Raw genomic sequence first — 23,104 nt, 5'->3', positions numbered from 1 at the left:
CATCGCCACGGAACGTTATGAAAAGCGCAGAGATTCGCCGCCAGTTCCTCGAGTTCTTCGCCTCCAAGGGGCACCAGATCGTCTCGTCCAGCTCGCTTGTCCCCGGCGACGATCCGACGCTGCTCTTCACGAACGCGGGGATGAACCAGTTCAAGGACGTCTTCCTCGGTTTCGACAAGCGACCCTATACGCGTGCGACGACGGCGCAGAAGTGCGTGCGGGCCGGCGGCAAGCACAACGACCTCGAGAACGTCGGCTATACGGCTCGCCACCACACCTTCTTCGAGATGCTGGGCAACTTCAGCTTTGGCGACTACTTCAAGCACGACGCGATCTCTTTCGCGTGGGAGCTGCTGACCCAGGTCTACAAACTGCCCTCCGAGAAGCTCTGGGTCACCGTCTATGCGGACGATGACGAGGCTTACGACATCTGGACGCGCGAGATCGGCGTACCCGCCGAGCGCGTGATCCGGATCGGCGACAACAAGGGTGCCCGCTACGCATCCGACAACTTCTGGATGATGGGTGACACCGGCCCCTGCGGCCCCTGTTCCGAGATCTTCTACGACCACGGCGAAGGCATCTGGGGCGGCCCTCCGGGAAGCCCGGACGAGGACGGCGACCGCTACATCGAGATCTGGAACAACGTGTTCATGCAGTTCAACCGCGACGAAGCGGGCGTCATGCACAAGTTGCCCCGTCCCAGCGTCGATACCGGTATGGGCCTGGAGCGGATCTCGGCCGTGCTGCAGCATGTGCACAGCAACTACGAGATCGACCTGTTCCAGAACCTGATCCGTGCCGCGGCGCGCGAGACCAGCGCGGCCGATATGGACAGCCCTTCGCTGAAGGTGTTGGCCGACCACATCCGCGCCTGCTCCTTCCTCGTCGCCGACGGCGTGATTCCGGGCAATGCCGGCCGCGGTTATGTGCTGCGCCGGATCATCCGCCGCGCGATCCGCCACGGCTACAAGCTCGGCGCCCGCGCCGCGTTCTTCTACAAGCTGGTGCCCGATCTGGTCGCCGAGATGGGCGAAGCCTATCCCGACCTCGCGAAGGCCCAGGACAAGGTCGTTGCGGTGCTCCGCGAAGAGGAAGAAGGTTTCTTCCGGACGATCCAGAACGGCATGGAGATCCTCGAGACGGCGCTCGCCGCGCTGAAGGCATCGGGTGCGACCGTGCTCGATGGCGAACTCGCCTTCAAGCTGCACGATACCTACGGCTTCCCGCTCGACCTGACCGCCGACGTCTGCCGCGAGCGCGACTACACCGTCGATGCCGCCGGTTTCGACGCGGCGATGGCGCGCCAGCGCGAACAGGCGAGGGCGGCCGGCAAGTTCAAGATGGCCGCCGCGCTCGAATACGACGGCGAGCCGACGACTTTCCACGGTTACGAGAAGCTGATCGTCGAAGGCGCGAAAGTGACCGCGGTCTATGTCGACGGCGTCGCGGTCGATGTTGCGAAACCCGGCCAGGATGCGGTCGTCGTGCTCGATGACACGCCTTTCTATGCCGAATCCGGCGGTCAGGTCGGCGATGCCGGCGTGCTGCAGAACGGTACGACACGCTTCCTCGTCGAGGACACGCAGAAGATCCAGGCCGACGTGTTCGGCCACCACGGTCAGCTCGTCGAAGGCGAGATCCGCATCGGCGATACCTTTACCGCCCGCGTCGATGGCGCGCGCCGCGCTGCGACCGCGCGCAACCACTCGGCGACCCACCTGTTGCACAAGGCGCTGCGCGAAGTGCTCGGTGCTCACGTCCAGCAGAAGGGCTCCCAGGTCGACTCGGGCAAGACCCGCTTCGACTTCGCGCACAATGCTCCGCTCTCCGACGAGGACATCCGCCGCGTCGAGGCGATCGTGATCCGTGAAGTGCTCGCTAACGCGGCGACGTTGACCCGCGTGCTGCCGATCGAGGAAGCGCAGAAGACCGGCGCGATGATGTTGTTCGGCGAGAAGTACGGCGACGACGTCCGCGTCGTCGAGATCGGCTCGACCCGCGAATTCTGCGGCGGCACCCACGTTGCCCGCACCGGCGACATCGGCTTCATCAAGATCGTCGCGCAGAGCGGCGTTGCAGCGGGCATCCGCCGGATCGAAGCGGTGACTGGTGAAGCGGCTCTGGCGCTGATCCAGCAGCAGGAGGCTTTGCTCGGCGAGCTCGCCGCAACGCTGAAGCTGCCGGCGGGCGAGGCGGTGGCCCGAGTTGCGCAGATGCAGGAGCAGATCAAGGCGGCCGACAAAGAGATCGCTGCGCTGAAGAGCCAGCTGGTGCTGTCCCAGCTCGACGAGCTGGTCAAGTCGGGTAGCCGGACGATCAATGGAGTCAAGGTCGTCGCGGTGAGCCTCGACAAGGTCGAAGGCGCGGCGCTGCGCGAGGTTTCGGACAAGATCCGCGACCAGCTCGGTGAGGGCGTCGTGCTCGCCGCGTCGGTCAACGACGGCAAGGTCGCGCTGGTGGCCATGGTCTCGAAGGCGCTGACCGGCAAGGTCAAGGCCGGCGAGATCGTCAGCCTCGCGGCCGGCATCGTCGGCGGCAAGGGCGGTGGCCGCCCCGACATGGCCCAGGCCGGTGGAACCCTGCCCGAGAAACTGCCTGAAGCGATCGCCGCGGCGCTCAAGCTGCTCGAAGAGAAGCTCTGAGACCGATCGCCATAATGAACAAGGCCGCCTTCGGGCGGCCTTGTTTTTTCAGAGCGTCCTCGCCTTGAGCACCGCTTCGCTGCGGGTTTCGATCGCGAGCTTCGAGTAAACGTGATTGATGTGCGTCTTCACGGTTGCCAGCGACACGTGCAGGCGGGCGGCGATCTGTTCGTTGGTCAGCTGCTCGCCGATCAGGCGCAGCACTTCCCACTCCTTCTGGGTCAGGCCCGCCGGCGGCTGGGCCGGGCGAAGCCCTGGCTCGGGCTGCGCCTGTCCTTCGCCGGGCGAGAGCAGGTGCTGGATCAGCTCGCGCAGCCAGCCACGGGTCAGCGCATCGCCGGCCAGGGCCGGAGCGCCGAGCAGCGTTTCGAGCGGCGCGAGCGCGCGCGGAGCGAGCCATAGCCAGTCCAGGCTGTCCCGTGCGCGGGCCGAGCGCTGGACGAGTCCGAGCAGAGCTTCGCTGTCCTCGCGGGCGAGCGCGATCAGCTTGCGCGCCAGATCGGCGCGTTCGTTCTCGCCGCGCGCGATCGCCGCGAGCCTGTCCAGGTCGGGCGCCTCGCGGGCGAGCAGGCGTGCGGCAGAGCAATAGATGTCGCGCCGGTCGCGGTAGATCGTGTCCGGCCAGCTCTCGGCCGCGCTGCGCTCGGCAATTTCGAGCAGGCCGTCGCGGTCGGCTTCGCGCGAACGCAACCATATCCGCGGCAGCAGTGCGTCGGTCTTCCATTTGAGACAGACGAAGGATTCGGCGAGCTGGGCCTCCAGCCAGGCGACGCCTTCCCGGGCGCCCGGCGCGTCGTTCTCGACGAGGCTGGCGATCGTCTGCTGGGTTGCGTAGGGGAAGCTCCAGTAATGACCGAAGGCCTCGGTCGCGCCCTGGCCGCTTTCGAGAGCCCGGCGTGCCGCGTTCGCGTCGAGCCGGCGCAGCCTGAGCGAGGCTTCGAGGCGGGCGCTCGCGTCCAGCGTTGCGGCCGATTCGAGGCCGGCGAACTGGATGCGCTGGCGCTGTTCCGAACACCAGCGCAGAGCGAGATCGATGTCCCCGGCCTGTGCCGCGGCGCTCGCGCGCCGGTGCAGCGCTTCGAACTGAAGGTGATCCAGACGGTCGCGGTCGGCGCAGGACAGCACATGTGCGAGCAGCGGCGCGGCCTTGTCGAATTCCCCGAGGGCCTGGCGCGTGCTCGCTTCGATCAGCTCGGCGAGGCTCGCCGCAGGATGGAGGTCGTCGCTGAAGCTGGCGCGGGATGCGGCGACATGCTCCAGCGCGCAGGCGAAGGCGTCGTACTGCAGCGCGATCGAGGCGTTCAGCGCCTGGGCGGGGCCGGCGATCCGGGAGTCTTCCTCCTTGCAGAGCTGATCGACCAGCGCTTCGGCTTCGTGCGGTCGCCGGCTGACCAGCACCTTCCACGCCGCCTCGAAGATCTTCAGTTCGACGCCGCCGCTGACCGGATCCATCACGTCGAGCAGAGCGCGCAGCAGGTTCTGGTGGCGGGAGAGCAACAGGAACCAGCCCGCCTGGTGCAGGACCTCGGAGGCCAGGCTCGAGGCGAGCGCGGCATCGCCGACGCCGGTGACGATCTGCGCGGCCAGAGCGCCGTGGCCGCGCGCGAGCAGCCGGCTCGTGCCGGTCTCGACCGCGCTGCGCCAGGCTTCGGGAGAGCGCGTTCGCCACGCGGCGACCAGATAGGGACGATAGCGCGCGGCGAGGCGGATTCCTCCGGTCGGCATGCACAGCGGGCCAGCGCGCAGCGCGACTTCGGTCAGGCTGCGCTCGATCTGGGCGCTGTTGCCGAGCATCGCGAAGATCTCGGCGTTCGCTTCGGGCAGCAGTGCCGCGCAGCCGAGGTCGGCCAGGCTCGCGTCGTCGAGCCCGGCCAGCCAGGCCTGATCCAGCCAGGCCGCGAACTCGGAATCCCAGGGCGCGTCGGGCAACACCGAGGCCTGCCTTGCGCCCCACCAACCCGCCCAGTCCGCGGCCTCGCCAGTGAAGCCGAGCTCTCGCCATTCTTCGGTGCCGAGCGCCAGCGCATGGGCGTTCAGGCTGGCCAACCGGTTCTGGGAGCGCCACAGCGGCAGCGGAAGGCCGCCCGCCGAGCGGCCGGACAGGATGAAGCGGATGCCGCGCGGCGACAGATCGAGCGCCTGGGCGAGCACCGGCGCATCGCGGGCAGTCAGGTGTTCGATGCCGTCGATGACGATCAGGCCAGAGTCTTCGACGAAGCTGCGCGCATGGCCCCAGCTCGCGAGCAAGTCGGCTGCTCTTGCCAGATCCAGCCAGGCCTTGGGGCCTTCCCATTCCAGCCAGAAGCTGCGCAGCGCGCAGGTCTTGCCGAAGCCGCCCGGGCAGATCAGCGCGACGATCTGCCGGGCGAGCGCCGCCTGCAGCGTCGCCATGACCCGCGGGCGGGGCAGGTCGGGCTGAAATGGGGGCGGAGGGTTGAGGTTCTCGTCGCTCATGCGGCAATCCTACCCCGACAATCAACCCTGGGGCTTGATGACGATTGTGCTGTCCGCGCCCAGCATCGCCTCAAAAGGAGGTGCTGCGATGAGCCGCGATCGCGAACGTCAACAGAGCCAGCTCGCCTTCGTCGCGAGCGGCAACGATATCGAGGTCGGAGACAGGGGCCGCCTTCCTCTGCCGGCCGATGTTCTGAAGAATCTTCGTGGCGACGAGAACTTCGTCGTCGCCCGCCTTGAGGGCGGTCTGACCGCCGAAGTCTGGCGCCTCAAGGCCGCGGGTCGGGAGTGGACGCTCAAGCGCGCCCGCGCGCGCTGTCTCGTACAGAACGTCGATGGCCAGACCTCCTTCCTGAACGAGATCCAGCGCCGCGCCGACATCGCGGCCTTGAAAGCGCTGCCGGGCGGGCGCGAGCGCTTCGCCGGCTGCGTCGATACGGTCTGGGGATGCTTTCGCGAAGGGCTGCTCCTGTCGCCGTGGATAGACGGTGGGGCGGTCGCGGACTGGGACGAGAGGCGACTCGTCCAGCTCTTCGCTCTGCTCGAAGAGCTGATCCTCGCCGGGCTCTTCGAATGGGATCTGTGCCCGGGCAACCTGCTCGACGACGGCGCGATCCGGATGTTCGATTTCGGCTACATGTACCGCTTCGATCCTCTCACCGAATTCAACAGCAACGGCCGGGAGGCGCCGCTCTTCCACGCGGCCGAGAGATTCGAAACGCGCAACTACTTCGCCTGGTTGCTCGAGCTGGAATTTTCTGCCGGGATCGCGGCGGCGCTTGCCGCGTTCGCGCTCGAGAAGCGGGTCGCCGGTGCGTGCTACGAGCGGCTTGTCTCGCGCCTTGCCGCGCGGGGTGCGGCTCCCGAGGTGCTCAGCTGGCTGCGGGGATTTCTCGACGTCTGGGGGAAGGCACAGGGCGAGACACTCGCGGATCTCTATCTCGCCGAGGGCTGGCGCTCCCACCGCCTCGATCTCGATGACGATCTGCGCGGCAAGACCTGCACGAAGCGTACGCTGGCGCGCTGCGACTGGCTGATCGCCGCCGCGCGCGAGCATTTCGCTGCGCTGACCGGACTCGATGCGCTGTTCTGGCACGACGAAGGCCTGGGGCGGGAAGCGCTGATCGCGCGCCTCGAAGCCGACCGGGCGCGCGCCGAACGCTTCCAGATAAAATGACCCGAACGGGAAGCCAGCGCGCTGGCGATCAGAAATGGATTCGAGATGAACTTTCCTTTTGATGCCGTGCTGTTCGACATGGACGGTACGATCTGCGACAGCACCGCTTTTCACAACGCCGCCTGGGACTTGTTTGCCCGTCGCCACGGCGGTTTCGGGCTTGCGCCCGACGATCCGCGCCTGATCCCGGGGCGGACCGTGGACGTGATGCGCTCGGTGCTCGGTCGCGAGATCTCGGCCGATGAAGAGCTGTTTCTGCACGACGACAAGGAGAGGCTTTTTCACGAGATCGCGCGCGGCAAACTGGCTCCGCTCGCCGGTCTTGCCGAATACCTCGGCTGGCTCGCCGAGCGTGGGGTCGCAACGGCGCTGGTCACCAACGCGCCGCGGATCAACATCGACTTCAGCCTTCCCGAACTGGGCCTCGTGGATGCGTTCGATCAGTGTCTGGGCGCCGAAGATGTGCTCCGCGGCAAGCCCCATCCCGATCCTTTTCTCGAAGCCTGCCGCCGCCTGGGCGTCGCGCCCGAGCGCGCGCTTGTCCACGAGGATTCCACGCTCGGGATCGCCGCGGGCGTTGCGGCTGGCTGCTCGGTCGCCGCAGTGCTGACCGGGATCAGCGGTGCCGCGGCGCGCGCGGCTGGCGCGCGCTGGGCCCTGTCCGATTACCGGGACTGGATGGAGCAGTGCCGGGCACTGCCCTGAACCGGGTGTGCGCTTCTTGATCCAGTCGGGGGTGCTGGAGCCGTCGAGCGAGGACAATCCTGAGTCCCTCCCCGCCAAGGTGTCGATGTGCAACAGGACTGGTTGCTTCGCGGCCTGACCGAAGATGACCGCGATCTGATGTGCGCCCATCTCCACGGTCTGCCGCCCGGCTTGCGCTATCTGCGCTTCGGTCACCTGTACCCGGACGCGGCGCTCGACGAGATCGTCGCGGATTTCGACTTCGCGACCGATCTGTTCTGCGGAGTCCTGAGCCCTCGCCGGGAACTGGTCGGCCTGGTTCAGGCGGCTCCCGATCCGAACCGCTGTTTCGAGCTCGCTTTCTCGGTCCTGCCCAACTGGCAGCTCAACGGTTTCGCTTTGGCGCTGGGCGAGCGCGTTTTGCGCATGCTCGCGTCGCGCGGCGCGAGCGCCGCGCGGATCCGCTGTTTGCGCAGCAACGAGGCGATGATGGGCCTGGCCGACCGGCTGGGCTTCACCCTCGTCGAAGAGGGAGTGATGGCCCGGGGCGAGCGCCTGCTCGAGAGGCCCGGCGTGCGCTCAGTCAGAGGCGGTGCGCGGCTGGGGCTGGATCCCGCGTTCTGACTTCGCTCAGATAGTTCTTGGTGATTTCACCCTTCTGTGGTCTAATCGATCCCTTCGTCCCCGGCTGCCGGATTTCTCCGGCATGCATCGATCTCCAGCTCCCCGCGTCACCTGTCTGACGCAAATCCGGTTGGCATCGATGTTTTGCAGTGATGCCAATAGCGCCCGAGCCTTTTTCGGCCCGGTTCTGTGCCTTGCGCCGCGGATTCCCTCATCCCCCCTGGAGATCCTATGACTGATAGCGGCTTTTCCGCTCTGGGCCTTGGCCCGCAAATCGAATCCACTCTTGCCCGCCTGGGCCTCACCACGCCGACTCCGGTTCAGCTCGAAGCCATTCCGCTGCTGCGTGACAATCACGACCTGATCGCGTCCGCGCCGACCGGAACCGGCAAGACCGCCGCCTTCCTGCTGCCCTCTCTGGTCCGGCTGTCCGAAGCCCCCAAGAGCCGCAGCATCGGCCCGCGGATCATGGTTCTGACGCCGACCCGCGAGCTCGCTCAGCAGGTCGCTCAGGCCGCGAAGAGCTTCTCGGGGGGCATGTCCCGCGTCAAGACGGTCTGCGTGACCGGTGGCGAGTCCTACCGCGAACAGAACCGCCTGCTCGCCGCGCCGCATGAGATCCTGGTCGCGACCCCCGGTCGCCTGATGGATCAGATGCAGTCCGGCCACCTCGACTTTTCGCGCCTTGAAGTGCTGATCCTCGACGAAGCCGATCGCATGCTGGACATGGGCTTTTCCGAAGACGTGCTGGCCATCGCCGCCAAGCTTCCGGAGGACCGTCAGACCGTCTGCTTCACCGCGACGCTGTCGCGCAGCATCCAGGATCTGTCGCACCGGCTGCAGCGCGAACCCAAGATCATCGAAGTGAAGGCGCAAGTCTCGAACGTCGATGCGATCGACCAGAAGGTCGTCTATGTGGACAACTTCGGTCACAAGCGTCGCCTGCTGAGCCACTGGCTCGCCGACGAAGCCTGCGGTCAGGCGGTCATCTTCACCGGCACGAAGCGCGATGCCGAAGCGCTGGCCGAGGCGCTGGACGCGGAAGGCCATGCCGCGGTCGCTCTGCACGGCGACCTGCAGCAGCGCCAGCGCACCCGTATGCTGAACCAGCTGCGCCGCGGCGATGCCCGCATCCTCGTCGCGACCGATGTCGCTGCGCGCGGCATCGACGTTCCGGCGATCACCCACGTTTTCAACTTCGATCTGCCGCGCTTCGCTGAAGACTATGTGCACCGTATCGGCCGGACCGGCCGGGCGGGCGCGAGCGGCGTCGCGGTGTCCTTCGTCGGGCGCGAAGACATCGGAGTGCTGCGCCGGATCGAGCGCTTCATCGGTCGCCGCGTCGCGATCGATCAGGTCGAGGGCATGGAAGCTCATTTCGACCCGAACGAGCGCCGCGGCGGCGGTCGTCCGTTTGAAGCGCGCCGCGGTGGTTATGGCGATCGCCGTCCGCAAGGCAGCTTCTCGGGCCGTCGCGAAGAGGGTGGATTCTCCGCCCGCCGTCCTGAGGGTGATCGCAAGCCCTATGGCGATCGCTCTTCCGAGCGCCCGGCTTTTGCCGATCGCAAGCCCTTCGGCGACCGGCCCGCTTTCGGCGATCGCAAACCCTTCGCTGATCGCACCGCTTCTCCCGAGCGCAGCGCGACTTCCGGACGGGGCACTTTCTCCGATCGGCCGGCCTTTGGCGAGCGCAAGAGCTTTGGCGACCGCAAGCCCTTCGCCGACCGCAAGGCTCCTGGCTTTGGCGCACACCGCGAAGGCTTATCCGCTGAGCGCAGCGGCGGTGAATCGCGTGGTTTTGGCGAGCGCAAGAGCTTTGGTGATCGCAAGGGATTCGGCGAAGGCCGTCCGTCCGGCTTCAACTCCGACCGCCCGCGCCGCAAGTTTGAAGCCTGATCCAGGCCCGTCCGATAACTGCCGACCCTCGGGTCGGCTTTTTTTTGCCTGCAGCGGGGGTGAGCTGGGTCAAAAGAGTGGTTTCCCTATCTGTTCCGCAGGGCTGTGTCCGGGCTATGTTTCATGCGCGGATAAACAGGAGGTCACATGAGTATTTCAGTCACCAGACGCCTGCAGATCATGATGTTCGTCGCGATGACCGGGTTGATCGTGCTCGCCATCTCGGGGGCCGTGGTTGCCTCCCGGCTGCGCGGAGCGAGTCAATACATCTATGCGAACACGCTGCCCAGCCTCGAAGCCATTACTTCGGTCAATGAGGACTTCATGAAGCTGCGCATCCTGACCCTCTATTTCATCGCCAATCCCGATCCGACGAAACAGGCGGGTCTCGAAACGAAAATCCAGGAACAGCAAGGCAAGATCCGTCAGGGGCTCGATCGCTACAAGAGCGAATACTTGTCCGGCGACAAGGACAGGGAGCTCCTCGAGATGGAGAGGAACTATTTCGAGACCTATTTCGCAGAAACCGGTGCGATCCTTCAGAAAGTGAAGGCCGGGGATCAGACGCAAATCTGGTCAGAAGTCGCCAAGGCCACCGCCAACATGGGCAAGCTGTCCGACGCGATCGCCGCACACAAGAAATTCAATGAGGACCTGGCCCGCGATTTCAAACTCGCGTCCGAGAGCAGCGACAGGATCGGGCAGTACATCGCCCTCACTCTGATCGTGCTGTCGATCGGGGCCGTCGGGGTGATCGGTTATCGTGTCGTCGGCGAAATCCGCCTGCGTCTGGAGAGACTCAGCGCCTTCATGAACGAGGTCAATACCAATCTCGATTTCACCGTGAGATTGCGTGTGACGCGGATGGACGAGCTGGGCAAGACCGGGGATGCCTTCAACAAGCTGGTCGAGAAGCTTCAGAACAGTCTCACGTCGATTGCTGCGGGCGCTCAGTCCGTTGCCGGTTCGGCAGCCCTCGTGGCAAAGACCTCCGGCCAGACGGCGGCGGCGGCCAGTCAGCAGAGCGAGGCGGCTTCGAGCATGGCGGCCACGGTTGAACAGATGACCGTCAGCATCAACCATGTCGCCGACCGCGCTCATGAGACCAGTTCCCTGGTCAGCGAGTCCGGGCGACTCGCGAGTTCGGGGGAAGAGGTGATCGGCCAGGTCACCGGTGAGATCGAGGAGATCGCCGGTACTGTCAACGATGCCGAGCAGAAGATTCGCGACCTCGAGCAGAGCAGCCAGCAGATTGCGAACGTGGTTCAGGTGATCAAGGAAGTTGCCGATCAGACCAATCTGCTGGCGCTCAATGCGGCCATCGAGGCGGCGCGGGCGGGAGAGCAGGGGCGCGGCTTCGCCGTTGTCGCCGATGAGGTGCGCAAGCTCGCCGAGCGTACCTCAGCGTCGACGCAGCAGATATCCGGCACCGTGGATACGATGCGCGACAGCGCCGCCGATGCGGTGATGAGCATGCAGAATGTCGTGAACAAGGTCCGCACCGGGGTTGAGCACGCACAGCAGGCGAACGCGGCGATTCTGCAGATCGGTTCGAGCAGTCGGGAAGCGGTGCGGATGGTCGGCGACATCGCGGAAGCGATTCGCGAGCAAGGCGCTGCGACGAACAACATAGCGGCACAGGTCGAGCGCATCGCCCAGATGGCCGAGGAGGGAAGTGCGGCGGCGAGCAACAGCGCTCGGGCATCGGGCGAGCTGGATACCCAGGCAGGCCAGATGCAGAAGACGATCGCGGCCTATCGTCTGGCCAGTTCGGGGAGGCAGATCAGCGCGTTGCGCTAAAGGGCACGGATGTCAGTATCGATCCGCGTCGCGGTCGAGTCCTGGAAGCCTTCCTCTGCCAAAAGCCGACCCCCGGGTCGGCTTTTTCATGCCCGCCAGCGGCAGCCCTGCCAGCTGCCGCGCGCCTCGAGCAGCGCATCGAGGCGCGGCGCGAGTTCGGACAGCCTCAGGTTCCAGGTCGGCGCGAGCTTCAACTTGGGCGGCACTTCGCTGCCCAGTCTTTGCAGGCGGATCTGCGGCGACAGGCGTTCGACGAAGTCGGCGAGCAGTTCGAGGTATTCGTCCTCGCCGAGCAGCGGCACGCTCTCGGGCGTGGCCTCCCACTCGCGGGCCAACGCCGTGCCGCGAACGAGCTGCAGCTGATGGAACTTCAGTGCGCTGAGCGGCAGCGCCGAGAGGCGGGCCGCGCCTTCGAGCATCATCTCGCGGCTCTCTCCGGGCAGACCGAAGATCATGTGTCCGGTCACCGACAGGCCGCGACGTGCGGCGCGCCGGATCGCATCGACGCTGGTCGCGAAGTCGTGCCCCCGGTTGATCCGGTCGAGCGTCGCGTCGTCAGTCGATTCGATGCCGAGCTCGAGCTCGATATGGACTTCGTGGCTTCGCTCGGCGAGGTAGTCGAGCACGGTGTCGGCGACGCAGTCGGGGCGGGTGCCGATCACGAGGCCGCCGATGTCGGGATGGGACAGCGCTTGTTCATAGATCGCGCGCAGCGTTTCGAACTCACCATAGGTGTTGCTATAGGTCTGGAAGTAGGCGAGGTATTTGAGCGTGTCGGGGTAGCGGCGGCGCAGGAAGGTCAGACCCCGTTCGATCTGCTCGGTGATTGCCTCGCGGCGGTCGAGATAGCCCGGCGTGAAGCCGGCGTTGTTGCAGAAGGTGCAGCCGCCGACGCCGACCGTGCCGTCGCGGTTTGGGCAGGTGAAGGGGGCGGCGACCGAGACTTTCTGCAGCCGTCCGCCGTAGGTCTCGCGAACCCAGTCGTTCCACGAAAAGTAGCGGCGACGACCGAAATGGGCTGGGGGGGAGAGCTGATCCATGCCCGGATTTTCGCTCATTCCCCGCATTCCTGCTGGGGCTCTTGAAATCGGGGGGCGAGCACCCATCTGGCCGTCATCTTCCAAAAAAAAGGAGCTCCCGATGAGCGAAGCGCCCCAGACGGCCAAAGCCGAAACGCTGAGTTTCCAGACCGAAGTGAAGCAGATGCTTCACCTGATGATCCATTCGCTGTACTCGAACCGCGAGATCTTCCTGCGCGAGCTGATCTCGAACGCGTCGGATGCCTGCGACAAGCTGCGCTTCGAAGCGCTCGATCAGCCCGAGCTGCTCGAAGGCGACAGCGACCTGGCGATCCGGATCGGCTTCGACAAGCAGGCCCGGACTCTGACGATCACCGACTCCGGCGTGGGCATGAGCCGCGACGAGGCGATTGCGCATCTCGGCACGATCGCGAAGTCGGGCACCAAGGAATTCTTTTCGCGGCTGACCGGCGATCAGCAGAAGGACGCGAACCTGATCGGTCAGTTCGGTGTCGGCTTCTACTCGGCCTTCATCGTCGCCGACAAGGTCACGGTGCTGACGCGCCGGGCGGGCCTCGCTGCCGAGCATGGCGTCAAATGGGAATGCTCGATGGAGGGGGATGCCGCCGGCGAGTACAGCATCGAATCGATCACCCGCGAAGCGCGCGGAACCGAGATCGTGCTGCACCTGAGGGAAGGCGAAGACGATCTGCTCTCCGGCTGGAAGCTGCGCTCGATCATCCGCAAGTACTCCGACCACATCGCGCAGCCGATCCGGATGCGCAAGGAAGAGTGGGATCAGGAGAAGAACGAGCAGGTGCTGCGCGACGATGAAGAGACGGTCAACCAGGCTTCGGCGCTGTGGGCCCGTCCGAAATCGGATGTGACGGACGAGCAGTACAAGGAATTCTTCAAGCACGTCTCGCACGACAACGAAGAACCTCTGGCCTGGACTCACGCGCACGTCGAAGGGCGCCACGAATACACCCAGCTTCTCTATCTGCCCAGCCACGCGCCTTTCGATCTGTGGGACCGCAATGCCCGCCACGGTCTGAAGCTCTACGTTCGCCGCGTCTTCATCATGGATGACGCCGAGAAGCTGCTGCCTTTCTATCTGCGCTTTGTGCGCGGCGTCGTCGATTCGAACGACCTGCCGCTGAACGTGTCGCGCGAGATCCTGCAGGAGAGCCGCGACATCGACACGATCCGCGCCGGCTGTGCGAAGAAGGTCTTGTCGCTGCTCGAGGATCTGGCCGAGAACGACAAGGACAAGTACGCGAAGTTCTGGGGCGAGTTCGGCCAGGTTTTGAAGGAAGGCGTCGGCGAAGACTTCGCAAACCGCGAGCGGATCGCGAAGCTGTTGCGCTTTGCCTCGACCCAGGCCGATACGCCCGAGCAGACCGTCTCGCTCGCCGACTACGTCGCGCGGATGAAGGAGGGGCAGGACAAGATCTACTATGTGACCGCCGACACCTTCACGGCCGCGAAGAACAGTCCCCACCTCGAGATCTTCCGCAAGAAGGGCGTCGAGGTGTTGCTGCTGGCTGAGCGCGTCGATGAGTGGCTGGTCAGCCACCTGACCGAATTCGACGGCAAGCCCGTCGTCTCGGTCGCGCGCGGCGATCTGGACCTGGGCAAGCTCGAGGACGAGGAAGAGAAGAAGGCGAGCGAAGCTCAGGCTGACGAGTACAAGGAGCTGATCGGGAAGCTCAAGGTTTCGCTGGGCGAGCGGGTCAAGGACGTCCGAGTCACGCACCGTCTGACCGACAGTCCGGCCTGCGTCGTCGCCGACGAGAACGAGATGGGAACGAACCTGGCGCGTCTGCTCAAGGCCGCGGGCCAGGACGTGCCGAGCACTCAACCCATCCTCGAGATCAATCCGACGCATCCGGTCGTGCAGAAGCTCAATGCCGGAACCGGGCATTTCGACGACTGGGCTTCGGTTCTGCTCGATCAGGCTCTGCTGGCCGAGGGCGGCAAGCTCGAAGATCCGGCCGGCTTCGTCAAGCGCGTCAACCAGCTGATGCTCGCGCTTTGATCCTCCCGGACGGGGCGGCTGCGGCCAGCCCGTCCGGAGTGCTTGGCCCGCTTCGAAAAAAAACCGGACTGCGAGTCCGGTTTTTTTGTGCGTGCAGCGGCGCAGGGGTCAGGCGGACAGGCCTTCCTGGTAGCCCAGCGTATGCGAGATCGCGTCGGCGGTCTTGCGGACCAGCTCGGCCAGATCGGGGTTGAAGCGCTCGGTCGGCGTCGACAGCGAAAGCCCGGCGATCAGCTTGCCGGTGTCGTCGCGGATCGCCGCGGCGATGCAGCGCACGCCGATTTCGAGCTCTTCGATGTCGTAGGCGAGGCCGCTCTGGCGGACCTTGGCGAGTTCCGCTTCGAGCGACGCGAGCGAGGTGATCGACGCCGGAGTCGCCGCCGGCAGGCTGGTGCGCAGCGCGTAGTCCTTGACTTCGCTGGGGCTCATGTCGGCAAGGAAAAGCTTGCCGGTCGCGGTCGTGTGCAGAGGTCCGCGCCCGCCGACGATATGGACGACGCGCACCGCGGAGCGGCCGCTCGATGTGCGTTCGACATAGACGATCACATCGCCGTCGCGCATGCCCAGGTTGACGCTCTCGCCGGTCGTTTGGTGCAGCTGCTCCATCCACTCGACGGCCGATTCGCGAACCGAAATCCGTGTCTTGACGAGGTTTCCAAGTTGCAGAAGGCGGATTCCGAGCCGATACACTCCGGCATCGACACGTTCGACGAAGCCGCACGAGCTCATCGCGCCGAGAATCCGGTGGGCGGTAGAGGGGTGAAGGCCTGTTTCCTGGGCTAGCTGCTTCAGCGGTACAGGGTCGGCGTGAAGCGCGAGGACATCAAGCAGGGTCATCATTCGTTCGATGACCTGAATCGAGGAAGTTTTTGTTTCTGGACTGGACACAGAGAACGCCTTGAGTTCAGATTGTGAAATGATACCTCGGGCGGCCTGTTTCGCCTAGTGAAATTTTGCTTTGTGCTATGAGATGGAGCTTCTGATGACTCTTCCCCTTATCGTTGTGCTCGAAGGCAATTCCATCGCTTTGCCCCTTCCCCGGCCGGCTCATCCCCACGAGTGGCGGGTATATCCGGAAACCTCTCCCGACGAAGTCGTGTCCCGGCTGCGCGAAGCGGAGGTCGCAGTCATCAACAAGGCGAAGCTCACCGCCGGGGTGTTGGCCCAGCTGCCGGCGCTCAGGATGATCTCGGTCTCGGCGACGGGGACCGACAACGTTGATCTCGCCGCCTGCCGCGAGCGGGGCATCGTCGTCACGAACGTGGCCGGCTACGCGGACGAGAGCGTGACCGAGCATGCGCTGGCGCTGATCTTCGCGTTGCGCCGCAATCTGATCGGCTATGTCGCGGATGTCCGCGCCGGCCTGTGGGCCGCCGCGCCGAGTTTTTCGCTGTCGCACCGCCCGGTTCGCGATATTGCCGGCGAGACCCTGGCCATCATCGGACGCGGCGCGCTCGGTGAAGCTCTGGCGAGGCGGGCGGCCGCTCTGGGCATGAAGATTCTCTATGCCGAGCGCAAAGGCGCAGCTCAGGCGAGGCCTGGCTATACGCCTTTTGAGGATGCGCTGGCGCGCGCCGACATCGTGTCCCTGCACTGTCCGCTCGATGCGAGCACGCGCGGCCTGATTGGTGAGGCTGAACTCGCGCGGATGAAGCCCGATGCGATCCTGATCAACACCGCGCGCGGCGCGATCGTCGACGAAGCCGCGCTGGCCTCCGCGCTGAAGACCGGCCTGCTTGCCGGAGCGGCGACCGACGTGCTCTCCGAGGAGCCGCCGCGCTCGCCCAACCCGCTGCTCGCGGCCGACATCCCCAACCTGATCATCACGCCGCACATGGCCTGGACTTCGCAAGGCGCTTTGCAGCGCCTCGTTGAGGCGACGATCCGCCATGTCGATGCTTTCCTCGACGGAGCGCCGCTGAACCGGGTCGCGTGATGGGCGAGCTCTGGCATGGCCTGAGCGCCCAGCAGTGCCTGGCGCGTCTGGGCAGCGACGCCGACTGCGGGCTTGAAGCCGGGGAAGCGCAAGCCAGGCTGGCGCGTGACGGCGCGAACCGGATCTCCGGCCGGCCGCCCGAGTCCGGCTTTTCGCGCTTTCTGCGCCAGTTGCGCGAGCCGCTGATCTACATCCTGATCGGCTCGGGGGCTCTGGCGCTCTTTCTGCGCGAGTGGGTCGATGCCGCGGTGATCTTCGGTGTCGTGCTCGTCAATGCGCTGGTCGGCGCGATCCAGGAGGCGCGTGCCTCGAGCGCAATCGCGGCGCTGGCTCGCCGGGTTCCCCGGAACTGCCGGGTTCTTCGCGATCGCGAGCTGCGCATCTGCGACGCGGCCGAACTGGTGGTCGGCGACGTGCTCGCGCTCGAAGCGGGCGACCAGGTTCCGGCCGACCTGCGCCTGCTCGCGGTTCGCGAACTGCTGATCGACGAAGCGATGCTGACCGGAGAGTCGCTGCCGGCCGAGAAGGCGGTGGAGAGTCTGGATGAGGGGTGCGCGCTGGCCGATCGGCGCAATCTCGCCTTTGCCGGAACCCTGGTGCTGCGTGGCACGGCGAAAGCGCTGGTTGTCGCGACCGCTAATTCGACCGAGCTCGGGCACATCGCGGCGCTGATGGATGCGACCGCATCGCTCGAAACGCCGCTGACCCGCCGCCTCGCGCGTTTCTCGAAGCAGATGCTGGTGCTGATCCTGGCCCTCGCGGCGCTGACCCTGATCGTTGGCCTCGCGCGCGGTCTGCCGCTGGCGCAAATGCTGATGGCGACCGTCGCGCTCGCGGTCGGCGCGATCCCTGAAGGCCTGCCGGCGGCGCTGACGATCACGCTGGCGATCGGCGTCGGCCGGATGGCCAGGCGTTCCGCGGTGATCCGCCGCCTGCCCGCGGTCGAGGCGCTGGGCAGCGTCACCGTGATCTGTACCGACAAGACCGGAACCCTGACCGAGAACCGGATGGCTGTCACGCACCTCGTCGCCGGAGGCCGTGAATACCGTCCGGGCGATGCGGCCAGCGAGGGCTCGGCGCTGCGCGAACTGCTGCTCGCCGGCGTGCTCTGCAACGATGCGACCCCGCGGTGCGAAGACGGGGTCTGGTCCTTCGAAGGCGATCCGACCGAGGTAGCGCTGCTGCCCGCCGCGCTCGCTTCCGGCCTGGACGTTGCGGCGCTGAGGGCCGCCCATCCCCGCTTCGACGCTCTGCCTTTCGATGCGTCCCGGCAGTGGATGGCGACGCTCAATCGCGATGCGGCCGGCGCCACGCTGTGGATCAAGGGGGCGCCCGAGCGGGTGCTCGCGCATTGCGCTGCGCGGCTCGCCGCCGACGGCCAGAGCGCTCCGCTCGATATGGCAGCCGAGCTGGGGCGGGCAACGGTTCTGGCCGCTCAGGGCTTCAGGGTGCTGGCCTTCGCGTACCGCGCGGGGGAGGCGCTACCGGATGGCGAAGCCGGCCCCTGGACACTGCTGGGCTTTCAGGCGCTCGAAGATCCTCCGCGCGCCCAGGTTCCGGCCGCGCTCGCGCGCTGCCGCGAAGCGGGCGTGCGGGTCGTCATGATCACCGGAGACCATGCCGCGACGGCCTGTGGCATCGCCGAGCGGATCGCGCTGTCCCGGCACGCTCCGCTACGCGCGCTGACCGGCGCGGAACTCGCTGTGCTCGACGGGAAGGCGCTCGGCGAAGCGGTCCGCTCGGTCGATGTGTTCGCGCGCGTTCTGCCCGAGCAGAAGCTGCGCCTGGTCGAGGCGCTGCAGGCGCAAGGCGAAGTCGTCGCGATGACCGGCGATGGCGTCAACGACGCGCCCGCGCTCAAGCAGGCCGACATCGGCATCGCGATGGGGCGCGGCGGCACCGACGTTGCGAAACAGGCGTCGGCGATGGTGCTGGCCGATGACAACTTCGCGACGATCGTCGCGGCGATCGAGGAGGGGCGGGCGGTCTATGACAATCTGCAGAAGTTCATGGTCTGGACCCTGCCGACCAATTTCGCCGAAGGGCTGATCATCTTCATCGCCGTGCTGGTCGGGGTCTCCTTGCCGATCACGCCTCTGCAGATCCTCTGGATCAACATGAGCACGGTTTTGTTGCTGGGGCTCGCGCTCGCGTTCGAGCCCGGCGCCGGTGCGCTGATGCAAAGACCCCCGCGCGCGCCGCGCGAAGCGCTGCTGCCCCCCGTGCTGATGGCGCGGATCTGCCTCGCCGGTGCTCTGCTGGTCGCCGCCGCTTTCTCGCTGTTCCACTACGAACTGGCGACCGGATCCTCGCTCGCCGTCGCGCGGACCGCCGCGGCCAACCTGTTTGTGTTCGGCGAGATGAGTTTTTTGCTGAACTGCCGCTCGCTGACCGGCTCCTGGTGGAGGGCGGGCTGGTGGAGCAACCGCTGGCTGTGGCCGGGGATGTTCGCGATGACCGCGCTGCAGATCGCCTTTACCTATCTGCCGGCGATGCAGGCCGCTTTCGGAACCCAGGCGCTGACGCCGTCCTCATGGCTCAGCGTGGCGGTCGGGGCGCTTGCGATCAGCCTGGTCGTCGGCGCCGAAAAGGCGATTCGTCGTTTTGCCGCGCTCCGCGCGGATTCTGGTCGGGTGATGGACAGGTGGTGAGTCGGCGCCGCGATCATGAAGCGGGTGGCAAGCTTGCGCGAACCGAGGGGGCCTGATCGTCGGCGCCGAAAAGGCGATTCGTCGTTTTGCCGCGCTCCGCGCGGATTCTGGTCGGGTGATGGACTGGTGGTGAGTCGGCGCCGCGATCATGAAGCGGGCGGCAAGCTTGTGCGAACCGAGGGGGCCTGATCGTCGGCGCCGAAAAGGCGATTCGTCGTTTTGCCGCGCTCCGCGCGGATTCTGGTCGGGTGATGGACAGGTGGTGAGTCGGCGCCGCGATCATGAAGCGGGCGGCAAGCTTGTGCGAACCGAGGGGGCCTGATCGTCGGGGCCGAGAAGACGATCCGCCGTTTTTTTGTGCAGCGAACAAGTCAAGGCAGACAGAAGCCGCCGGGGCAAGGAGGCCGGTTGCTGCGGTAAAAGCAGGTAGCATGAAGGCTGTCCCCGGTGGCTGGACGCCGGAGAGTCTTCATGGAAAGGGTGTTGATGTCAGGTTTTGGATTGGGGAAACGCCTGTTGGGGCTGAGCTTGCTGCTGGCTTTTCTTCCCGCGCCGGCTTTCGCGGCAGATGGATTTTCCCTTGCCGGCATTCCGCTGGAGTTCGCGCTCTTCGGGGTGACTTTGCTGGGCGTAGCGCTGTTTCACCAGCGGACTCTGGAAGTCGCGCTGAGCGGTTTCGTCGTGATCGTACTCTACAAGCTCGGGCTTACCGGATTCTCCGAAGGCAGTGGCCTTGCCGGTCTGGGGCGGCACTTTTCCCACGAGGCCATCTCGCTGATCAATCTGTTGCTGCTGTTGCTGGGCTTTTCGCTGCTGGCCCGGCATTTCGAGAAGACCCGCGTCCCCGCTGTCTTGCCCGCCATCCTGCCGCAGGGCTGGAAGGGGGGATTCGCTCTGCTGGTGATCGTTTTTCTGCTCTCCGGTTTTCTCGACAATATTGCCGCCGCGCTGATCGGTGGCGCGATGGCGCACCAGCTCTTTCGCGCTCGAGTTCATGTTGCCTATCTGGTGGCGATCGTCGCGGCCTCGAATGCCGGCGGTGCCGGATCGGTGCTGGGGGACACGACGACTACGATGATGTGGATTGACGGAGTCAATCCGGTTGATGTTCTGCACGCCTATGTCCCCGCCGCGGTCGCATTGTGCGTGGTCGGAATTCCCGCTGCGCTCAGGCAGCAGCGCTTCTCGCCGATCATCCGTCATGCCCACGGACATACCCATGTCGACTGGCTGCGCGTTGGCGTGGTTGCGCTGATCCTTGGCTCCGCGCTTGCTGCCAATCTGGCGAGCAATCTCGTCTTCCCTGGCTTGTCCGATTCCGTTCCCGTTCTCGGCCTGGCCGTGTGGGGCGCCATCCTCGTCTCGGCCGGGCTGCGCCGGCCCGACTGGGAGATCCTTCCCGAAACCTTCAAGAGCGCGCTCTTTCTGCTCTGCCTGGTCAGCTGTGCATCTCTGATGCCGGTGGCGAGCCTGCCAGTCGCATCGTGGCATTCCGCGTTCGGTCTGGGTTTTGTCTCATCGGTCTTCGACAACATTCCGCTCACCGCTCTGGCCTTGCGTCAGGGGGGCTATGACTGGGGCGGACTCGCCTATGCGGTGGGCTTCGGCGGTTCGATGCTGTGGTTTGGCTCGTCCGCGGGCGTTGCGCTGTCCAACCAGTTCCCCGAAGCCAAGTCGGTGTCGCTCTGGCTGCGCCACGGCTGGTATGCCATCGTTGCCTATGTGATCGGGTTTGCCGTGCTGCTCGCGGTGGTCGGCTGGCAGGCTCATCCACCGCACAAACCGGTCTTCCGGAGTGGGGCTGAACAGGTGCAGGTCGAAGTTTCTCAGCGTCCCGGATCATGATCCGCCGCGTCGCTCCGGAGGGAGGCGGTTGACAGTTCCGCGCGGCTGAGGTCGGCGCTGATGTCGACTTCGATCTGGTTCGTGTTCCGATGGGCGCGCTGCATCGCCGCTTCGGCGCGCGCGATGGTCTGGGTGATGCCGAGCTCGCTGGGGGTGCGCAGGCTCACGCCGATGCTGACCGTGTAGGCCGTGCCACATTCGGCCTGGGCGGTCGATTCGATGCGCGCGCGGATCCGTTCGGCGACGTGCAGCGCGCCGCTGCGGTCGGTCTCGGCCAGCAGCGCGCAGAACTTGTCGCTGCCGATCCGTCCGAAGAGATCCTGGCGCTGCAGCGACGCGTTCAGTTGTTCGGCCAGATGAACCAGTACGCGGTCGCCAGAGAAGGCGCCTCGCTCCTCGTTGATCCGGCGCAGCCCGTCGACGTCGATCATCAGTACCGCCAGGCTCTGGCGATGGCGCTGGGCGCTGGCGAGTTCCCGTTGCCCGAGCTCGAGCAGCGTGCGCCGGTTGTAGATTCCGGTCAGGCCATCGAGCGTCGCGAGGCGTCGCCCCAGCGAGTCGTTGCGTTCGAGTTCGAGCAGCACGAAGAGCACGCTGGTCAGCAGCAGAAAGCCGAAGGTCTGTACCACGAGTGGCGCGGTGGGGGTGAGCGGAGTGTCCTGCTCGAAGGAGATGGCCCGGCTGGCGACCGTCCAGGCCTGGACGGCATAGGTCTGGCAGCCGAACAGGAAACCTGCCGCGAGCACGACGCGGCTGCGCAGCGAGATCTCGCGGTTGGGCAGCAGCGAGAGCATCGTGCAGGCGAAGAGCTGACCGCAGACGACAAAGCAGAACAGCATGACCCGGGAGCCGGTGTCCTGGGGTTGCAGAACCTGGGCCAGCGCGACGGCCAGGGGGGGGAGCCACAGGCCCAAAGGCGTGAGCTTCTGGGCGTTCATCCTCAACACCGCGTCGAGCATCAATGCGAAGCCGAGCACTCCAGCGAAGTTCTCAAACGCGATCTTCGCGAGATGAGCGGCCGCATCCTGGAGCATGAAGGCCGAGACGGCCGCCGCCAGCGTCGCCAGAAGGCCAAGCCACCAGTGCAGCAGAGCGGTCTGGCGCAGCAGAGGAAAGCCGAGCAGGGCCGGAATCGACAGGACCAGGCTCAGGATTCCGCTCAACCACAGCCACTGCAGCGTCGTCGGATCGAGGTTCATTGCGTGCCCCCTTCCCCGGCCTTCGCGCGGTGGCGGGTCTGGCGCAACGCGTCGTCGCCGCGCGCCTGGAGGACCGCCGCATTCGTCTCGTCCGGCCTGGATTCGGCGATGCCCACGCTGATCGTATAGCGGACTCCGTCGGGGCCGACATCGGCGCTGGCGACTGCCTCCTGTAATCGCTCGGCGAGCGCCCGGGCGCCGTCCTGACCGGTCTCGGGAAGCAGGATGCAGAACTCGGCGCTGCTGTATCGCCCGGCCAGATCCTGGCCGCGCAGGCTCGCGCCCAACAGTCGCGCGAACTGGCGCAGCACGCGGTCTCCGGCCAGCTGGCCAAAGCGGTTGTTGAGTCCGCGGAAATCGTCGATGCCTATCATCAGCAGCGTCAGCCTTGCGCTGCGGCGTTTATGGCGCAGCAGCTCGCGGTCGACCAGGCTGGTCAGGCTGCGCCGGTTCAGCAGCTCAGTCAGCGGATCGCGGGTGGCGAGGCGATCCGCTTCGACCCGGGTTCGTTCCCGGTGCAATAGTGCGATGCCGAGGTTTCCGAACAGCAGGTCGGCATGGTTGATCAGGAAGGCGCCCGTGTTGATCGGCTCAGCTGTGCTCAGATTGGGGAGCTGGGCGGGGAAGAACAGAAGTTCGAGAAAACGCGCAAGAGTGACGATCGCCGAGAGCAGGAAGGCGGCGCAGATCACGCCGCGCAGCTGAACCGGAGTGTCTTTCGCGTGGCGCAGCAGGGGCCAGGCGCAGATCGCCAGCTGCAGCCCGATCACGAGGTTGGCGGCCAGCGCCCGCAGATGAAAGCTGTCCGTCCAGAGGATTTCTGTGGCGAGCAGCGCGGCGGGAGTCATCAGGAGCAGGCCTTGCGAGGGCTTGCGGTGGACGAAGGCATACATCGACAGGATGTAGGCGCTGCTCGAGGCCGAGAGCAGCACGACGCCCAGACTCGGGGTGCCCTGCAGGCTCGGGTTCTGGGGCTGAGCAAAGAGCGTCCAGCCCGCGGCCTGGAGCAGCAGCGCGACGACCCAGGCTTGCTGGCCGTCGCGCATCCTGCGGCAGCGCACCGCGAAAACGCAGATTGCGAAGATCAGCGAGTCGAGCGCAAGGAGGGTCAGTTCGGTGCGAACTTCCAGCATCTG

General features: G+C 65.9%; 15 protein-coding genes. 10 read left to right on the top strand and 5 right to left on the bottom strand.

The genetic code is table 11. The features are described from left to right. Nucleotides 1-17: 17 nt before the first annotated feature. Nucleotides 18-2,645, top strand: coding sequence for an alanine--tRNA ligase (alaS, locus tag ACHFB9_RS11960; protein WP_417067389.1), 2,628 nt, complete (start codon nt 18-20; stop codon nt 2,643-2,645). A 48-nt stretch (nt 2,646-2,693) separates the two neighbouring features. Here the strand turns inward: alaS and ACHFB9_RS11955 are convergent, their stop codons facing one another. Next, nucleotides 2,694-5,099, bottom strand: coding sequence for a LuxR C-terminal-related transcriptional regulator (locus tag ACHFB9_RS11955; protein ID WP_417067388.1), 2,406 nt, complete (start codon nt 5,097-5,099; stop codon nt 2,694-2,696). Nucleotides 5,100-5,187: 88 nt separating this feature from the next. Here ACHFB9_RS11955 and ACHFB9_RS11950 point away from each other — a divergent pair, with 88 nt between their 5' ends. The 5 genes from ACHFB9_RS11950 (at nt 5,188) to ACHFB9_RS11930 (ending at nt 11,280) form a co-directional block, all read left to right on the top strand. Further along, a complete protein-coding gene (locus tag ACHFB9_RS11950) occupies nt 5,188-6,276 on the top strand; it encodes a hypothetical protein (protein WP_417067386.1) in 1,089 nt (362 codons plus the stop codon). Between the two features lie 45 nt (nt 6,277-6,321). Next, nucleotides 6,322-6,981 carry an HAD family hydrolase gene (locus ACHFB9_RS11945; RefSeq protein ID WP_417067385.1) on the top strand — a complete coding sequence of 220 codons (660 nt, stop codon included), beginning with the start codon at nt 6,322-6,324 and terminating at the stop codon, nt 6,979-6,981. A gap of 87 nt (nt 6,982-7,068) precedes the next feature. Then, nucleotides 7,069-7,584, top strand: coding sequence for a GNAT family N-acetyltransferase (locus tag ACHFB9_RS11940; protein ID WP_417067383.1), 516 nt, complete (start codon nt 7,069-7,071; stop codon nt 7,582-7,584). A 231-nt stretch (nt 7,585-7,815) separates the two neighbouring features. Continuing rightward, nucleotides 7,816-9,480: a DEAD/DEAH box helicase gene (locus ACHFB9_RS11935; RefSeq protein WP_417067381.1), complete on the top strand. Its 1,665-nt coding sequence runs from the start codon at nt 7,816-7,818 to the stop codon at nt 9,478-9,480. A gap of 147 nt (nt 9,481-9,627) precedes the next feature. Further along, nucleotides 9,628-11,280, top strand: coding sequence for a methyl-accepting chemotaxis protein (locus tag ACHFB9_RS11930; RefSeq protein WP_417067379.1), 1,653 nt, complete (start codon nt 9,628-9,630; stop codon nt 11,278-11,280). Nucleotides 11,281-11,366: 86 nt separating this feature from the next. On the opposite strand, the gene ACHFB9_RS11925 is transcribed toward ACHFB9_RS11930, so the two are convergent. After that, nucleotides 11,367-12,338 carry a TIGR01212 family radical SAM protein gene (locus ACHFB9_RS11925; protein WP_417067377.1) on the bottom strand — a complete coding sequence of 324 codons (972 nt, stop codon included), beginning with the start codon at nt 12,336-12,338 and terminating at the stop codon, nt 11,367-11,369. An 82-nt stretch (nt 12,339-12,420) separates the two neighbouring features. Between ACHFB9_RS11925 and htpG the strand changes: the two genes are divergently transcribed. After that, complete coding sequence (htpG, locus tag ACHFB9_RS11920; protein WP_417067375.1) at nt 12,421-14,337, top strand: molecular chaperone HtpG; 1,917 nt, start codon at nt 12,421-12,423, stop codon at nt 14,335-14,337. Nucleotides 14,338-14,445: 108 nt separating this feature from the next. Here the strand turns inward: htpG and ACHFB9_RS11915 are convergent, their stop codons facing one another. Then, on the bottom strand, nt 14,446-15,177 hold the full coding sequence (locus ACHFB9_RS11915) for an IclR family transcriptional regulator (protein ID WP_417067373.1): 732 nt from the start codon (nt 15,175-15,177) through the stop codon (nt 14,446-14,448). 142 nt (nt 15,178-15,319) lie between these two features. Here ACHFB9_RS11915 and ACHFB9_RS11910 point away from each other — a divergent pair, with 142 nt between their 5' ends. The 3 genes from ACHFB9_RS11910 (at nt 15,320) to ACHFB9_RS11900 (ending at nt 20,769) form a co-directional block, all read left to right on the top strand. After that, nucleotides 15,320-16,273 carry a D-2-hydroxyacid dehydrogenase gene (locus ACHFB9_RS11910; RefSeq protein ID WP_417067372.1) on the top strand — a complete coding sequence of 318 codons (954 nt, stop codon included), beginning with the start codon at nt 15,320-15,322 and terminating at the stop codon, nt 16,271-16,273. After that, the gene (locus ACHFB9_RS11905; RefSeq protein WP_417067371.1) at nt 16,273-18,924 is read left to right on the top strand and encodes a cation-translocating P-type ATPase; all 2,652 of its coding nucleotides are present in this window, start codon (nt 16,273-16,275) and stop codon (nt 18,922-18,924) included. The genes ACHFB9_RS11910 and ACHFB9_RS11905 overlap by 1 nt, the downstream gene beginning before the upstream one ends. Nucleotides 18,925-19,395: 471 nt before the next feature. After that, nucleotides 19,396-20,769, top strand: coding sequence for a citrate transporter (locus tag ACHFB9_RS11900; RefSeq protein ID WP_417067370.1), 1,374 nt, complete (start codon nt 19,396-19,398; stop codon nt 20,767-20,769). Here the strand turns inward: ACHFB9_RS11900 and ACHFB9_RS11895 are convergent. Both ACHFB9_RS11895 and ACHFB9_RS11890 read right to left on the bottom strand, forming a co-directional pair. Beyond that, the gene (locus tag ACHFB9_RS11895) at nt 20,751-21,968 is read right to left on the bottom strand and encodes a diguanylate cyclase (protein WP_417067369.1); all 1,218 of its coding nucleotides are present in this window, start codon (nt 21,966-21,968) and stop codon (nt 20,751-20,753) included. The two genes, ACHFB9_RS11900 and ACHFB9_RS11895, sit on opposite strands and share 19 nt — an antisense overlap. Then, nucleotides 21,965-23,101, bottom strand: a complete 1,137-nt coding sequence (locus ACHFB9_RS11890; protein WP_417067368.1) for a diguanylate cyclase — start codon at nt 23,099-23,101, stop codon at nt 21,965-21,967. The genes ACHFB9_RS11895 and ACHFB9_RS11890 overlap by 4 nt, the downstream gene beginning before the upstream one ends. Between the last annotated feature and the right edge of the window lie 3 nt (nt 23,102-23,104).

The sequence above is a fragment of the Niveibacterium terrae genome (assembly GCF_048213115.1).
Lineage (GTDB): Bacteria > Pseudomonadota > Gammaproteobacteria > Burkholderiales > Rhodocyclaceae > Niveibacterium > Niveibacterium terrae.
This window is presented reverse-complemented; position numbering and strand designations above follow the sequence as displayed.

What these genes read in the sequence shown, in the direction of transcription:
- alaS (WP_417067389.1), top strand. Translation starts at nt 18, where the DNA reads ATGAAAAGCGCAGAGATTCGCCGCCAGTTCCTCGAGTTCTTCGCCTCC.
- ACHFB9_RS11955 (WP_417067388.1), bottom strand. Translation starts at nt 5,099, where the DNA reads ATGAGCGACGAGAACCTCAACCCTCCGCCCCCATTTCAGCCCGACCTG.
- ACHFB9_RS11950 (WP_417067386.1), top strand. Translation starts at nt 5,188, where the DNA reads ATGAGCCGCGATCGCGAACGTCAACAGAGCCAGCTCGCCTTCGTCGCG.
- ACHFB9_RS11945 (WP_417067385.1), top strand. Translation starts at nt 6,322, where the DNA reads ATGAACTTTCCTTTTGATGCCGTGCTGTTCGACATGGACGGTACGATC.
- ACHFB9_RS11935 (WP_417067381.1), top strand. Translation starts at nt 7,816, where the DNA reads ATGACTGATAGCGGCTTTTCCGCTCTGGGCCTTGGCCCGCAAATCGAA.
- ACHFB9_RS11930 (WP_417067379.1), top strand. Translation starts at nt 9,628, where the DNA reads ATGAGTATTTCAGTCACCAGACGCCTGCAGATCATGATGTTCGTCGCG.
- ACHFB9_RS11925 (WP_417067377.1), bottom strand. Translation starts at nt 12,338, where the DNA reads ATGAGCGAAAATCCGGGCATGGATCAGCTCTCCCCCCCAGCCCATTTC.
- htpG (WP_417067375.1), top strand. Translation starts at nt 12,421, where the DNA reads ATGAGCGAAGCGCCCCAGACGGCCAAAGCCGAAACGCTGAGTTTCCAG.
- ACHFB9_RS11915 (WP_417067373.1), bottom strand. Translation starts at nt 15,177, where the DNA reads ATGATGACCCTGCTTGATGTCCTCGCGCTTCACGCCGACCCTGTACCG.
- ACHFB9_RS11910 (WP_417067372.1), top strand. Translation starts at nt 15,320, where the DNA reads ATGACTCTTCCCCTTATCGTTGTGCTCGAAGGCAATTCCATCGCTTTG.
- ACHFB9_RS11905 (WP_417067371.1), top strand. Translation starts at nt 16,273, where the DNA reads ATGGGCGAGCTCTGGCATGGCCTGAGCGCCCAGCAGTGCCTGGCGCGT.
- ACHFB9_RS11900 (WP_417067370.1), top strand. Translation starts at nt 19,396, where the DNA reads ATGGAAAGGGTGTTGATGTCAGGTTTTGGATTGGGGAAACGCCTGTTG.
- ACHFB9_RS11895 (WP_417067369.1), bottom strand. Translation starts at nt 21,968, where the DNA reads ATGAACCTCGATCCGACGACGCTGCAGTGGCTGTGGTTGAGCGGAATC.
- ACHFB9_RS11890 (WP_417067368.1), bottom strand. Translation starts at nt 23,101, where the DNA reads ATGCTGGAAGTTCGCACCGAACTGACCCTCCTTGCGCTCGACTCGCTG.